This window comes from Methylophilus sp. OH31 (assembly GCF_000576615.1).
GTDB lineage: Bacteria > Pseudomonadota > Gammaproteobacteria > Burkholderiales > Methylophilaceae > Methylophilus.
Genome location: NZ_BAUS01000010.1, coordinates 59,494 through 74,682 on the forward strand (window position 1 = coordinate 59,494; position 15,189 = coordinate 74,682).

Genomic DNA, 15,189 nt, shown 5'->3' on the forward strand with positions numbered 1-15,189 from the left:
CCGAAGCGAGCCAACGCTTAACTTGAGCGTTAATTATCGCTAAAAACCTGTCACTACAGATTAAGCTTTGGCCGTGGCTGTTGCAGATATGCGTGGCTTATTTTCCAGGCTCACCGCCATCACCCCGGCCAGCACCAGCGCAGTGCCCAAGCCCTGTATCCAGGAGAGTGACTCGCCCAGAAACAGGTAAGCCAGCACAATCGTCGACACTGGCCCAATCGCACTGATCAATGCCGCCTTGCGGCTACCGAGCTGGTGTATGCCCATATTCATCAGTACCGAAGGCAATACCGTCGCAATCAGCGCCATCAGAAAAGCCAGCGCATATACTGCGTTAGGCAACATAGTCATATGGTCAAATGAGCCACTGGTGCCAAAATGGACGGCACTGGCAAACGCCGCCAAACTCATGGTCATCGCAGTAAACCGGCTAGCGCCCAACTTGGGGATCAATTGCCCACTCACCAGTAAATAACCCGCATACACAATAGCGCTCAGCGATACCAGCCACGCACCATACAGTGTATCGGCAGAATCCAGCCCGGCCAGCTCAACATCATGCCAGACCACCAGCACCACACCCGCATAACTGGTCACCATGGCAAACCACTCGCGACGGGTAATGTGATGTTTGAGAAATACCGCACTCATGGCCACCACCAGCGTTGGATACAGAAACAGAATCACCCGCTCCAGCCCGGCCGACACATAGCGCAGACCTTCAAAGTTCAGCCACATCGAACCATAACCACCGACCACCGCGAGCAACAGCAACGTCACCCAATCTTTACCAGTCATGGACATAGGCACGCCTTGACGCATCGTCCACCAGCCTAACCCGGCAAAGAACGGAATAGCAAACGCCATCCGCAAAGCGATCAAAGTCGCTGCATCAAGATGATAAGCGTAAGCCAGCTTGACCATAATCGCTTTCGACGAAAAGGCCACGGACGATACCAGCACCAGCATGGCACCGTAATACGGATGGGTAGAATCTTTCATATGAGCCCTGAATCAATGGGGCTCACCGGGAAGGGTATGACAAGATCAACCGCGGAGAGCCCGCGGTTGCAAAAAAATTACGACAAGCAGCAACCGCAGCACGATGTGGCGACTAGCCACAATGCCTTTCGGTTCATCACCACAACAGTAGATTGGAGGAATTGCTTGTTCATAAGGTTATGGAATTTACGTGGGTTTGCGGGAATGGTCAAGGGAACTGTTTAATTTATATGTGTGTTCAATACTTTTCTTTTCGCCTTGTCGGCGAGTCACTTTCTGATGCTTGCCCCTCAGAAAGTAACCAAAGAGGAGGGCACCCAGCCATCACGGCCTAAAGGCTCCCTTGCGTTGCTCAACAAAGTGGGCGTCCATCGAAACTCGCCCTAGCGGCTTGCACAACCCGCAAGCCACCGCGGAACTCGAACAGCCGATGGCCGACTACTCCCACTTCGCCTGCGCTACTCAGCGTGATGAGATGGGATTTATCTCATCTAACTTGCATGGATTTAGTTTGGACGGTTTAAAAACCGGATTCTTTTGTTAAACCTGCTAAACGGTGGCGTTCGGGGTCCCCATCTGCCGCGCCGAGCAACGCAGGGTTGGCGGGAGTCTTCGGCCATCGGCTGTCCGAGTTCCGCAACAAACCACGTCTTGTGTGGCTTGTCAGGGTGACAACTAACGAAGTGTTGCGGCGTAGGCTAACATTGCGTAGCAATGTTAAACGTAGTGGCCGTAGCCAATTTCGATGGACGCCCGGCAAACCGAGTAGCACAGGATACAAGCGGAAGTTGGGGTGCATTTCTTTTGGTTACTTGTTCTTTGTGCAAGCAAAGAAAAGTAACTCGCCGAAACGGCGAAAAGCAACCTCCCAACCAACCCGCCAAAGAATTACTTTCCCAGCCTAATCCAGCAATCCATTAAACGATCAAATTCTTTTGTAAAGTGATCAACTGCATATTCTCCACCTTCGCCTGCCACATCTCCGGCAGATAAGGAAAAGGCTTTAATTCCCCCGTCGCCTGGTACCCAAGCCGCTGGTAAAACGCAATCAGCGCCTGCCTCACACTAACCACCGCCATTTGACTGGCAGGCGCGCCCCAGCGCTCAACCGACAATTGCTCGGCCGCCAGAATTATCTTTTTACCATAGCCACGATTCTGTGCCGTTGGCTCTACGGCAATCATACCCAGATGCGCGACTTGTTCATCCGCATGCCATTCGGCACACAGCGTGACCATCAGCGTCTCCGCGACCCACCCAGTCAGGATCACGGCATTATGACGATTTAACAATGCCAGTACATCGCCGGTCGTCGTGCGTTTGCCATCCAGCAGATCCGCCTCCGTGGTCCAGCCTGCCCGGCTGCTTTCGCCGCGATAAGCACGATTGACCAGTGCCGAAATGGCATCGGCATCCTGCACCTGGGCAGGTTTGATGATTAATTCAGTCATGGCGGTTTATTGCACTAATTTTTCGATTCGATGCTGTACCACCAGGCTACCTATCATGTCGCCTTCCACATTCACCGCGGTGCGTACAGTATCCAGCAAGCGGTCTATCGGTAATAAAATGGCAATGGCCTCAGCGGGCAAGCCCACGCTTTGCAATACCATAACCATGGTGACCATACCCGCACTCGGGATACCCGGTGCGCCCATGGCGGCGATCATAGTGGTAAAGCACACCACCAGCTGCTGCCCGAGTGACAAATCAATACCAGCCAGTTGTGCTACAAACAAGGCAGCCGCAGCTTCGTACAATGCGGTCCCATCCATATTCACGGTGGCGCCCAGCGGCACCACAAAGCCTGCAATTTCAGGCTTCACCTGCATATTTTCTGTCGCGCAACGCATGGTCACCGGCATGGTGGCATTGCTCGAACTGGTGGCAAATGCCGTGAGCAGGGACTCACGTGCCCGCTGTAAAAACCACCAGGGACGTTTGCCGGTAAGCAGGAATAACAAGAGTGGCAGCACGACCAGACCATGAAACAAGGTGGTCCCTGTCACCACCAGCATAAACTTGGTCAAGCTGGCAAACAGGCTCACATCCTGCGTGGCGACCAGTTTGAATAGCAACGCGGCAATGCCCAAAGGTGCCAGGCGCATAATCCAGTTGATCATCTGCATCGCCACCGCCATGCCTTCTTCAAACACAGCCAGCAAGTGTGGGTAACGCTCGGCAGATACTACCAGCGCAATCCCCAGCAACAAGGCAAAAGCCACAATGGCCAGGATATTGCCCTCAGCCAGCGCCTTGAACGGGTTCATAAAGATGCCGTGCAGAAATTGCGTGAAAAACTCAGGCAAGGTGAGCTGCTTGGCTTCAAACTGCTGCAGGGCATCGGCAAACATATTGAGGTGCAAACCTGCTCCAGGCTGGAAAAGATGACTGGCACCCAAGCCGATAACGACTGCAATGATGGTAGTCGTGGCAAAAAACAATAGCGTGGTTTTCCAGACAATATCAATTTGACTATGCTGACGGAGATTGGCAATGCCGGTGACGATGGCACAAAATACCAGCGGGATCATCACCATTTTGAGTAGGTCGATAAACAGGGTGCCGACCAGGTTGGCGGCGTATAAAGCGCTATCGACTTGTTTGCCATGTGCAAAAAGGCCAAGTGCCACCGCGGCGGTAGCGGCGAAAAAGATTTGTCCATTGAGTCCAATGCTTTTCATTTACACGACATCCTTAAAAATAATTACATTGTGCAAAACTACCAACACGTATAAAGTTTACATATATTAATACTCATACCAGAAGATGAAATACCTTGCTGACAATCCTAAATTCAGAAAGCTTAATCACGCTCATGGCTAATATAGAAATAAGGATAATGATGCTAATAAAAAACTACGCGATCACTTTTGCCGGATTCATTTTTCTTGCATCTTGCGCCAGTACGGGTAGTGATATTAAAGCAACTTCAGAAGTAAAACGCGGCCCCTTGGGCAATATCAATCAACTCATGATTGTTCGGCCTGAACAAAATCGCAAAGACATTTTGAATCATCAAGCCTATGCAGTCGCAGTAGAACTGCAACAGCAGTTGAATCACGCAGGCATTCCAGTCAGTGAATATACGGTCAAAGGATATGAAATAAATAACTTATCCAAATTGATGGAAGCATCTCAACGGCATAAACCTAGCCATATTCTCTCCATTACGTTGGAATCAGGTAAAGTCGCTGCCGCAAAGTATTTACAAAACTACACCGTAGATATCTGGATACGCCCTGCCACTGAATCAAGCGCTGTATGGCATTACCGCGCCGAAGTGTATGCACCGACAAGCACCAATCAAGAGGTTGCTGCACATGCGATCAAACAAATGCAAGCAGACCACCTGATCGAGTAAAAAGGCTGCCCAGAGGCAGCTAATAGCTAAGCCGCTTTTTCAAACACCGCTGCAAAAAAACCATCTGTGCCATGCAGATGCGGCAGTAACTTCAAATATTCACCGGTATCCAGCACGATATTCTGCTGCGCCAGCACTTCATTGGCAGGCACCAATTTAAACTCTGGATGCGTTTGTAAAAACGCTTCGGCAATGGCTTCGTTTTCGTCACGCAACAAACTGCATGTGGCATATACCACACGGCCGCCTGCTTTACATAGTTTGGCGGCACGGGCGAGGATATTGGTTTGTTTGACGTTTAACTCGGCGACATCTTCTTCCGCCTGACGCCACTTCAGGTCAGGGTTACGGCGCAAGGTACCCAGGCCACTACATGGCGCATCGACCAACACGCGGTCAAATTTGCCGTTGAGGCGTTTGAGTTTCAAGTCGTTTTCGTTATTGATGAGTTGCGCTTGCAGGTTAGACAAACCACTACGCTTGAGGCGTTGACCCAGGTTATTCAGGCGTTTTTCAGACACATCAAACGCATATAAACGGCCGGTGTTTTTCATGAGTGCGCCCAGTGCCAGGGTTTTACCGCCAGCACCTGCACATAAATCGGCCACCATTTGCCCGCGTTTAGGCGCGACTAGGTAGCTCAACAACTGACTGCCTTCGTCCTGCACTTCAATTTTGCCTTCGGTGAACAGGATGTGTTTGCCGATATTGAGACGTGCGCCCATACGGATGCCCACAGGTGAATAAGGGGTTGGGGCGATGACGTTATCTTTCACTGTGTTTTCTGCCAGCATGCGCGCCAGCACTTCTTCACGGTTGGACTTGATGGTATTCACGCGTAAATCGAGGCTCGCTTGCTCAAACATGCTGCGGCAAATGGTCATCGCCTCAGCCTCGCCATATTGCTCGACCAGCTTGTTCCAGAACCAGTCGCGTACATCGGCCAGCACAGCTGGCGCAAAGCCTTCACTGTTTTTGCTTTTAATGGCCACGGCCCATTCTTTTTGGCGTTCATCCAGCATCTCATCCAGATCGCGGATGCTTTTGCCTTCAATCTTGAGCCACCAGGCAATAATCAGTTTACGCGTATCTTCCTGCTCGTCTGTCTCACTGACAGAGACTTCGCGCAGGTAACGATAACGGCGCAAGACACCATAAGCGGTTTCAGCCACCCATGCACGGTCTTTGGTACCTAACTCACGATGTTGGCGAAAAAATTCGCTGAGCTTGGCATCGGCCGGACTTTCGAATTTCAGTATGTCGTTTAACAACATCGCCGTCTGGCGCATCAGGGATTGGTTCATCAGAATCCTTCAAATACTTACATTATTCGGTGATCAACCGCGTGGCGACTTGCTCAATCACCATGCCGTTTTTCTCCAGCTTTTTAATTTTGACCGGCACATAGCGATAATCGCTGGCCAGCCATAGTTCTACTTTTTCGTCGGTATCGCCACGTGTGTGCACAATGTGCACCGTCTGAATGGTCTGGTCAGCAATCACCAGGCTATCTTCGCCTTCAAACGTATATTCATATTCACCAACGCGGCGGCCATTGGTCAGCGTCACATGCATTTCTTGCAACGGCGGCACAAACATAAACTGGTACATAAAACTGAGGATATCTTGCGTATTGACGCGCAAATCCCGGCGCTGCTCACCCTTGGCTGTTTTCAGGGTAATCACATTGGTTTCCCAGTCAAACACAGCTTCATAAGTTTTACTGGCGCGGCTGCCAAAGGCATAGCGATACAATTGCGGCTTCAAACCGCCAGGGCCCACTTCGCCTGAGCTTTGCTGCTCTAGCGAGGGATATAGCAATTTTAACAGACCGCGCCCTTCCACCAGCCAACGCAAACGATAAGTGGCCGATGTATCGCGAACATACTCAATTTCTGCACTGCCTGCGGGCCGCTCTTCGCCATTCACAAACACCACAAAGTCAGTCCTCACATGCTGGTAAGGCGGCGGCTGTGCATCATCCGGCACAGCCTCAGGGTGATCCATTTCATGCCAGGCATTGATTTCTGCCAAGCTGGTTTGCGTATCCTCCTCACTGATGGCTGGCGACTCAGCATCGGCCAATGGCGCCTGCGGCGTATCTGTCACAGTGGCCGATTCAGCTGCTGGCGTTGGCGTCACAGCGGGAGCCTGCGCAGGCGGCGGTGCAGCTTGCTTTTTGGGTGAGTTGAGCGGCGACACAGGCTTTGCCAACGCAGTAGAGACAGGCGGTGCAGGAGGCGGTAATAATCGTGCCTGCAATACAGAAGGCGCACGCACTTCATTGTCAAACCAGTTGCGCCAATTCACTTCACTAAACGCAAACACATGCAGTAGTAACGACAAGCAGAGTGCCAGCACCAGTGGCCATGAAACATGCTGTTGAATCCAGTGTCGCAGAGCTGATGCTTGCATCACGCGCTTTCTCTCGCTGCAGAACCTGTTACTGTCCGGTGATACTGGTGATCACCTGTTCCATGCGTTTACCATCATCCTGAATCACCAACTTCAGTGGCAAATAACCTTTATCCTTGGCCAGATACAGGGTTTTCTCACCATCTGCATCTGTCAGTTTAATCACATTAAACGTCCCCGCTTCAGTCTGCAATGGCGTAGTTTGCTCAGTCACCACAAACGTATGTGGTGCCAGTTTTTTACCGTTGGCAACGGCAAAACTCACCTGCTTGTCCTTGGGCGGTTGCCACATCCAGCAATACATCACACTTAATAAATCCTGTGTGCCCTTGGATAACTTGTCTGTCGCCTGCTCATCTTTAATCTGCATTTTGAGCACTTTTTTTGACCAGTCAAAATCACTGATCAGTGCTTTATCTGGGTGCTTGGACTGACGAGACTCAAAACGATTGGGTCGCAAGGCATTAGCAATCACCTGGCCCTGGCTGGAGAGTGTGCGCTCACCCATGAGCTTATAGATTCCTTTACCCTCAGCCAGCGATGCGATTTGATAACGGTTGCCGGTTACACTCAACTGGTCTTTGACCGTGCCGATGGTGATGCCCTGTTGCAGCAAGTCATATTTGAGCGTCAACTGCTTGGGCGCCGCTGACAATGCAGGCGATACCAACAGCAGCATCGTGGCTAACAGACTGGCCGCGATGCGCTTGTGATTGCTGAAAAGCAGCATTACACCATCACGCATTACACGACCACGGTTGGTGCTTCACCTGCTTGTTGCGCACGAATCTGGCCAATGCGGTACACCGTCTCGCCCGCGTCAGCCAGCATAGCTTGCGCTTGCTCTGCATGCTCAGCCGCCACAATCACTGCCATGCCGATACCACAGTTAAATGTGCGGTACATTTCAATCGGCTCAATATTGCCTTGTGCCTGTAACCACTGGAACAACGGTGGCAAGGTCCAGCTGGATTTTTGCACTTCCGCTGTCAGGCCTGCTGGCAACACGCGTGGAATATTTTCGGTAATACCGCCACCCGTGATATGCGCCATGCCTTTCACTGGCAGGGTGTCCAGCAACTTGAGAATAGACTTCACATACAACTTGGTTGGTGCCATGACCACGTCTTTAAAGCGACGACCATGAAAATCGGATTCCATATCGATACCGGATTTTTCAATCAGCTTGCGGATCAGCGAATAGCCATTGGAGTGCGCTCCGCTGGAAGCCAGGCCTAACACCACATCACCGACTTTGATGGTAGAACCATCAATGATATTGGCTTTATCGACACAACCGACGGCGAAGCCAGCCAGGTCGTATTCACCAGCCGGATACATGCCTGGCATTTCAGCCGTTTCACCACCCACCAGCGCACAACCTGACTCTTCACAGCCGAGGGCAATCCCTTTAATCACCGCGGCAGCGGTGCCAACTTCGAGTTTGCCACAGGCAAAATAATCGAGGAAAAACAGCGGCTCAGCGCCTTGCACCAGGATATCGTTCACACTCATGGCCACCAGGTCGATACCCACGGTATCATGCTTATCCAGCTGGAAAGCCAGTTTCAGCTTGGTACCCACGCCATCGGTGCCGGACACCAGTACTGGCTCCTTGAATTTTTTAGGCATGGCAAACAGCGAGCCAAAGCCGCCAATCCCGCCCATCACTTCCGGGCGCATGGTGCGCTTGGCAAACGGCTTGATTTGCTCGACCAAGGCATCACCAGCCTCCATATCGACACCAGCATCACGATAGGTGAGTGAAGTTTTATCAGAAGAAGTCGTCAAGATACTCTCGTTTCTTTCAATGCGATTAATCAGGTGAACCACTGTAAGCAGCGCAGATGTTTATAACAAAGCGCGATACAGCGTTGAAATTCAGTATAATTTTAAAATAATCATTATTTTAACGCATCTTGCCGCTTCGACCTATGCCGGATTGTGCGGATGCGTCACACACGCCCATGTCAGACCAGGATCATCAGAAATCTGTCGCCACCCAATTTGTCAGCGATCATCGCTGGTGGCTTGTGACGGCGGTCTTCATCTACCTGTTTTACCTGCTGGAACCTATCCTGACCCCGTTTCTGGCGGCGGCGGTGATTGCCTATATGCTGGATCCGCTGGTAGACCGCCTGAGTGAAACCGGCATTAAGGGCTGGCAAATTGGCCGCACACTGGCAACGCTGCTGGTGATGCTGGGCGTCATCCTGGTCGTTACCGGCCTGTTGCTCATTATTATCCCCTTGCTACAACAGCAATCCATGCTGATCGCTCAACGCCTGCCGCTGCTACTTGATCACTTTCACCAGCAAGTCGAGCCATGGCTGCTGCAACGATTCGGCATCCACCTCGACATGAATCACGCCGACGTACAAAAGCTGATCACCGAGCACTGGCAAACCGCGGGCAGCATGATAGGCACCTTTCTGCTCAACGCTGGCCAGAAAAGCCTGAGCCTGATTGGTATCTTTGCCAATATCTGTTTGTTACCGGTAGTGCTGTTTTACTTCTTGCGCGACTGGGATGACATGGTGGCCGAAATCGGCGAATTGATTCCGCGCGACTGGGTCGGCAGGGCCAAAAACATGTCGGTTGAAATCGATCGTGTCGTTGCCGAATTCTTGCGCGGCCAATTGTCGGTCATGCTGTCATTATGTGTGTTTTACAGTGTCAGCTTATGGCTGGCTGGCCTGGATATGGCACTTTCTATCGGCATGATTGCCGGTTTGCTGAGTTTTGTACCCTACCTGGGGTTTGCGCTGGCATTTGTCCTCGCGGTGGTGCTGGCCTTATTGCAGTTTGCCTCGTTGCCAGAAGTCGTGCCAGTGTTACTGGTGTTTGGTGTCGGCCAGTTGGTAGAAAGCTTTATCCTCACCCCGATTCTGGTCGGTGACCGCATCGGCCTGCATCCCGTCATTGTCATTCTGGCGTTGATGGCAGGCGGCCAGTTATTTGGCTTTGCAGGCGTATTGCTGGCATTACCTGTCAGTGCCGCCATTGCTGTAGGGGTGCGCCACACCAAACAAAGTTATTTGCGTAGCGAAGCTTATTTAAGCAGCCAACCGCAAATTATTCAAACCCTGGACGAGTGATTCCAGACACCTGAAACGACCGCTGTGAAACAACTGCTGCTCAATATTCAACCACCGGCTGCGCCGAGTTTTGATAACTATATCGTTGGCCAAAACCAGGAGGCGCTTGCCAGTGTGCATGCCGTCCTGGCTGGCCAGGCCACCACCCGCTTTATTTACCTGTGGGGAGAATCCGGCAGTGGTAAAAGCCATTTACTGCTCGCCGCGCAAGACATGGGCGCGCACATTGCAGACGATGTGCACACACTGGATGAAGAATCACAAATCGTGCTGTTTGATACCTACAACCAGATCAAAGCAGAAGGCGGTGTATTAGTCACTGCAGGCAACCATGCGCCTACACAAATGGGCTTGCGTGACGACCTGGCCACGCGGTTGGCCTGGGGACTGGTCTACCAGTTACATCCGCTCAGTGACGATGAAAAAGCCGATGCCCTGCGCGCGCATGCCCGCGATCGCGGCATGAAACTGCCAGACGAAGTGATTGCTTACTGCTTGCGCTATCTGCGCCGGGACTTGCCAACCTTGATGGCGGTGCTAGAGGCATTGGATGAATGGTCACTGACGGCTAAAAAAGCGGTCACCGTGCAGTCACTGAAAAAGATGCTGCAAGACGTGTTCTAAGTGCATTTATTCTGACCCAAAACTGTAGCGGTTTTTGCCGTTTTTCTTCGAGTCATACATCGCCTTATCCGCCACATGCAGCAGCTGTTTCACATGCTTGCCATGGTGCGGATACTCGGCGATACCGATACTGACACCGATCTCCAACGGGATACCGCGTACTACCACCGGCTGCGCAAATAATCTGATCAGGCGCTCTGCTAACTGCGTCAATTCGTGGCGATATAAATAACTGCCAACCACCAGCACAAACTCGTCCCCGCCTTGGCGCGCCAGAAAGTCAGATTGCCTGAGTACTTTTTTAAACATATCAGCCACTTCTATCAGCAACGCATCGCCTACGCCGTGGCCATATTTATCATTCACCAGCTTGAAGCCGTCAAGATCCATAAAAAGCACCGCAAACTGCTTGGAGGTATGCCTGGCCAATTGATACGTATTGGCCAGATGCACATCGACACTGCGACGATTAGGCAAGCCGGTCAGTAAGTCGTGATCCGCCTGATGGCTGGCTTGTTTGGCGACGGCCTGATTTTCCAGCACTTGTTCCAGCAAATGCGTTGTACTGCGATAAGAGAATAGCAATACGCCAATAATCAGCACCCCCAGTAGAATCGCGCCCACCACAGAGGCAAACATGCGCTTGCGGATTTCCTGCTCAAAGCTTTCCCTCATTCGCTGCAACTTGCCATCAATCGCGTCCAGCTGATCATCAATCAGCTTCATCACCTCACGCCCCTTGTCCTTGCTCAGCGACAAATGTGGCGAAAACTCGCCTGCATGCAATTGCACCTGGATACTCTGGTCCATGACGTCAAATTTCTGATGCACTAGCTGTTTGACTCTTTCCAGCTCAGGCCTTATCTCAGTCACATCCAGCGATTGCTTATCCAGCTTTGCCATGACTTGCCTGGTCTCGATACGCCCCTGCTCCAAGGTATCCAGAAACAAGGTATGGCCTGTGAGCAAGTAGCCGCGCTGTCCGCTTTCAGCATTAGTAATGGCTTTGCCCAGCGCCACAATGTCATAGCGCTGCCGGTCGACCAGGTCTTTTTGTTCTGAATAATAGACAAGCTGATACATGGCAATAAACAGCCACACCATTGAAACGCACAACAGTGCAGTAGCAATGATTAACGGGATAATTATTCGTCGCTTGTAATTAAACATACGATGTTTATATCGTCATTTTTTTGCGCAGATTAAATCGAAGCCGAATAAAATCTATGATACGACTAGTCTGATTATAATAAAATAGAGTTTTGATAGATAACCACTATCCACGAGACCTTTATGTTACGCATTACCGAAATCAAACTACCGCTGGTACACGCTGAAACCCTCAAACATCAGGACGACCAGATCAAGGCGGCAATTCTCAAACGGCTGGAAATTCCTGAAAGCGAATTAATCCGTTTTGAGATTTTTAAACGCGGTGTAGATGCGCGAAAATCGCATGCGATCTTGTATGTGTATAACATTGATGCCGAAGTCAAAAATGAGGCGAGAATTTTAGCCAAGTTTAAAAAAGACCCGCATATCAAACCCGCGCCGGATACCACTTATCAATTTGCCACGACCGCGCCCGAAAAGGCTGTAGAAAACACGCATAGACCGGTCGTGGTTGGCTTTGGCCCCGCCGGCATTTTTGCTGCGCTGATTCTCGCCCAGGCGGGCTTCAAACCGATTGTGCTGGAACGTGGCAAGGAAGTCCGTCAACGTACCAAAGACACCTGGGGATTATGGCGTAAACGCGAATTGAACCCAGAATCCAACGTGCAGTTTGGTGAAGGCGGCGCCGGTACATTCTCTGACGGCAAACTCTACAGCCAGATTAAAGACACCAAACATTACGGCCGCAAAGTGCTGCAGGAATTTGTTAAAGCTGGCGCGCCAGAAGAAATTCTCTACATCAGCCATCCACACATCGGTACCTTCAAGCTGGTAAGCATGGTGGAGGAAATGCGTAGCACTATCATCAGCCTGGGCGGAGAAATCCGCTTTAGCCAGCGCGTGACCGATATTGATGTCAAAGACCAACAGGTACAGGGCGTCACCGTGCATACCGGTGAATACCTGCCAACCAACCACCTGGTACTGGCCGTGGGCCACAGCGCCCGTGACACTTTTGAAATGGTGCATGAAAAAGGCATTTATATCGAAGCCAAGCCGTTCTCGATTGGCTTCCGTATCGAACATCCGCAAAGCCTGATTGACCGTGCGCGCTACGGCAAAAGTTATAGCGACGATATTCTGCAAAAGCTGGGCGCCGCGGACTACAAACTGGTACACCATGCCAAAAATGGCCGTAGCGTGTATAGTTTTTGCATGTGTCCAGGTGGCACCGTCGTCGCGGCCACTTCTGAACCTAATCGCGTCGTGACTAACGGCATGAGTCAATACAGCCGTAACGAGCGCAATGCGAATGCAGGCATTGTGGTCGGCATCACGCCTGAAGTCGATTACCCCGATCATCCATTAGCCGGCATTGAATTACAGCGCCAATTGGAAAGCCAGGCGTTTGTGCTGGGCGGCAGTAATTATTCCGCGCCCGGGCAATTGATTGGTGATTTCCTGGCGAATAAGCCGTCTACCGAATTTGGTGAAGTGACACCGTCTTACACCCCTGGCGTACATCTCACCAACCTTGAGTCGGCGTTGCCCACTTTCGCCATTGAAGCCATTCGCGAAGCGATTCCAGCCTTTGCTAAACAGATTCCAAACTTTGATCTGAAAGATGGCATTTTGACGGGTGTGGAAACCCGTACGTCTAGCCCTATCCGTATCAAGCGAGATGATGAAAGTCTGCAAAGTATCAATACCAAAGGCTTATTTCCGTGTGGTGAAGGCGCGGGCTATGCCGGTGGTATTTTGTCCGCCGCGGTGGATGGTATCAAGGTCGCCGAAGCGGTTTCATTGTCTTTAGTTTCCTGATCAGTTTTCCAAGTCACCCCAAATAAAAAACCTGCCGAAGCAGGTTTTTTATTGCTACTACACTTACTGGCGAATCAGGTAATCAAACGCACCCAGCGCTGCATTAGACCCTTCACCCATGGCAATCACAATTTGCTTGTAAGGGATCGTAGTCACATCCCCCGCCGCAAACACGCCTGGCAATGAAGTGGCATTATGGTTGTTGATCTCAATTTCACCATATTTGCTCAGGTTCACGCTGCCTTTTAACCAGTCACTATTCGGCACCAGGCCAATCTGGATAAACACGCCTTCCAGTGCGACATGCTTGCTCTCGCCGCTGACGCGATCCAGGTAAGTCAGACCATTGACACGTGTACCATCACCGGTGATTTCAGTGGTTTGCGCGCTGGTTAAAATAGTCACGTTTTGCAGTGAACGCAACTTGCGTTGCAGCACGGCATCGGCTTTAAGCTCGGTGTCAAATTGCAGCAAGGTGACATGCCCGACCACACCGGCCAGGTCAATCGCTGCCTCAACACCAGAGTTACCGCCACCGACTACCGCCACGTGCTTGCCTTTAAACAAAGGGCCATCACAATGCGGGCAATAGGCCACACCCTTGTTTTTGTATTCCACTTCACCAGGCACGTTGAGGTTTTTCCAACGTGCACCCGTGGCCAGAATGACAGACTTGCTACGCAGGGTCGCGCCACTTTCCAGCTTCACCTCAATCAGGCCAGCATGTTTGTTGTCCTTTTGTGGTTCACTCAGGCCAACCGCACGTTGCAACGGCATGATATCCACGTCATAGGTTTTCACGTGTTCTTCAAGTGCTGCCACCAGTTTTGGCCCTTCGGTTTCCTTGACAGAAATAAAGTTTTCAATCGCCAGGGTGTCGTTGACCTGACCACCAAAACGGTCAGCGACGATGCCGGTACGAATGCCTTTACGGGCTGCATAAATCGCAGCTGAAGCACCCGCTGGGCCGCCGCCAACCACCAGTACATCAAACGGTTCTCTGGCGCTGATTTTCTCGGCTTCTTTTGCAACTGCACCAGTATCGACTTTAGCCAGAAACTCTTCCACCAGCATACGGCCAGAGGCAAACATCTCGCCATTCAAGAAGGTGGCAGGCACCGCCATCACGTTACGCGCATTGACTTCGTCCTGATACAAGCCGCCATCAATCACCGTCACATTGATGCGCGGATTAAATACCGTCATCAAGGTGGTTGCCTGCACCACGTCCGGGCAGTTATGGCAAGACAAGCTCATATAGACTTCAAAGTTCAAATCGCTGTCGAGCGCCTTGATCTGGTCGAGCACATCCTGCTCCACTTTGGGCGGATGGCCGCCAGTCCATAACAGAGCCAGCACCAGTGAAGTGAACTCATGGCCTAATGGAATCGCCGCAAAACGCACGCCACGGGTCTCGCCCTCTTTGGCAATCACGAAAGAAGGTTTACGAGCATCATCTCCAGTTTCGTCCAGGCTGACTTTGTCTGATAACGCAGCAATCTCTTGCAACAGCTCGCGCATTTTTGCAGCATTGTCGCTGTTGTCCAGGGATGCGATCAGACGGATAGGCTGACGCAGCATGCCTAGGTAGGTTTGCAGTTGTGTCTTTAAGGTATCGTCTAACATTTTTTATTCTCCAAATTCACGCGCTTGTCTAAACCTTGCGGCAACAACAAGCCGTGGCCATATCGTATGGCGATCAAACATGGTTGGGGGAAGCTCGCTCAGGTAAAACCACCGCCATATTAAAGA

Annotated in this window: 13 protein-coding genes; 4 read left to right on the plus strand and 9 right to left on the minus strand. The window is 51.3% G+C overall.

Translation table 11 applies throughout. The features are described from left to right. Positions 1–60 precede the first annotated feature (60 nt). The 3 genes from OH31_RS11830 to OH31_RS11845 form a co-directional block, all read right to left on the minus strand. Positions 61–1,002 carry a DMT family transporter gene (locus tag OH31_RS11830; RefSeq protein WP_024930896.1) on the minus strand — a complete coding sequence of 314 codons (942 nt, stop codon included), beginning with the start codon at positions 1,000–1,002 and terminating at the stop codon, positions 61–63. Positions 1,003–1,919: 917 nt separating this feature from the next. Next, a complete protein-coding gene (locus OH31_RS11840) occupies positions 1,920–2,453 on the minus strand; it encodes a GNAT family N-acetyltransferase (RefSeq protein ID WP_024930898.1) in 534 nt (177 codons plus the stop codon). A 6-nt stretch (positions 2,454–2,459) separates the two neighbouring features. Next, complete coding sequence (locus OH31_RS11845; RefSeq protein WP_024930899.1) at positions 2,460–3,686, minus strand: dicarboxylate/amino acid:cation symporter; 1,227 nt, start codon at positions 3,684–3,686, stop codon at positions 2,460–2,462. 134 nt (positions 3,687–3,820) lie between these two features. Here OH31_RS11845 and OH31_RS11850 point away from each other — a divergent pair, with 134 nt between their 5' ends. Continuing rightward, the gene (locus OH31_RS11850; RefSeq protein ID WP_242402272.1) at positions 3,821–4,366 is read left to right on the plus strand and encodes a hypothetical protein; all 546 of its coding nucleotides are present in this window, start codon (positions 3,821–3,823) and stop codon (positions 4,364–4,366) included. A gap of 26 nt (positions 4,367–4,392) precedes the next feature. Here OH31_RS11850 and OH31_RS11855 read toward each other — a convergent pair whose 3' ends face one another. From OH31_RS11855 to purM, 4 genes are read right to left on the minus strand one after another with little or no spacing between them, the layout of a single operon-like run. Beyond that, complete coding sequence (locus tag OH31_RS11855) at positions 4,393–5,670, minus strand: RsmB/NOP family class I SAM-dependent RNA methyltransferase (protein ID WP_024930901.1); 1,278 nt, start codon at positions 5,668–5,670, stop codon at positions 4,393–4,395. A gap of 22 nt (positions 5,671–5,692) precedes the next feature. Further along, positions 5,693–6,781, minus strand: coding sequence for a DUF3108 domain-containing protein (locus OH31_RS11860; protein WP_024930902.1), 1,089 nt, complete (start codon positions 6,779–6,781; stop codon positions 5,693–5,695). 28 nt (positions 6,782–6,809) lie between these two features. Beyond that, a complete protein-coding gene (locus tag OH31_RS11865; RefSeq protein ID WP_242402273.1) occupies positions 6,810–7,511 on the minus strand; it encodes a DUF3108 domain-containing protein in 702 nt (233 codons plus the stop codon). 14 nt (positions 7,512–7,525) lie between these two features. Continuing rightward, on the minus strand, positions 7,526–8,572 hold the full coding sequence (purM, locus tag OH31_RS11870) for a phosphoribosylformylglycinamidine cyclo-ligase (RefSeq protein WP_024930904.1): 1,047 nt from the start codon (positions 8,570–8,572) through the stop codon (positions 7,526–7,528). Between the two features lie 176 nt (positions 8,573–8,748). Between purM and OH31_RS11875 the strand changes: the two genes are divergently transcribed. Further along, entirely contained in the window at positions 8,749–9,879 is a 1,131-nt protein-coding gene (locus OH31_RS11875) for an AI-2E family transporter (protein WP_024930905.1), read from the plus strand. Between the two features lie 24 nt (positions 9,880–9,903). Next, a complete protein-coding gene (locus OH31_RS11880; RefSeq protein WP_019883691.1) occupies positions 9,904–10,503 on the plus strand; it encodes a DnaA ATPase domain-containing protein in 600 nt (199 codons plus the stop codon). Between the two features lie 6 nt (positions 10,504–10,509). Here OH31_RS11880 and OH31_RS11885 read toward each other — a convergent pair whose 3' ends face one another. Further along, a complete protein-coding gene (locus OH31_RS11885; RefSeq protein ID WP_019883692.1) occupies positions 10,510–11,607 on the minus strand; it encodes a diguanylate cyclase domain-containing protein in 1,098 nt (365 codons plus the stop codon). A 189-nt stretch (positions 11,608–11,796) separates the two neighbouring features. Between OH31_RS11885 and OH31_RS11890 the strand changes: the two genes are divergently transcribed. Then, positions 11,797–13,437 carry an NAD(P)/FAD-dependent oxidoreductase gene (locus tag OH31_RS11890; protein WP_024930906.1) on the plus strand — a complete coding sequence of 547 codons (1,641 nt, stop codon included), beginning with the start codon at positions 11,797–11,799 and terminating at the stop codon, positions 13,435–13,437. A gap of 63 nt (positions 13,438–13,500) precedes the next feature. Here the strand turns inward: OH31_RS11890 and ahpF are convergent, their stop codons facing one another. Next, positions 13,501–15,063 (minus strand): alkyl hydroperoxide reductase subunit F, encoded by a 1,563-nt coding sequence (gene ahpF, locus OH31_RS11895; protein WP_024930907.1) that lies wholly within the window; start codon positions 15,061–15,063, stop codon positions 13,501–13,503. Between the last annotated feature and the right edge of the window lie 126 nt (positions 15,064–15,189).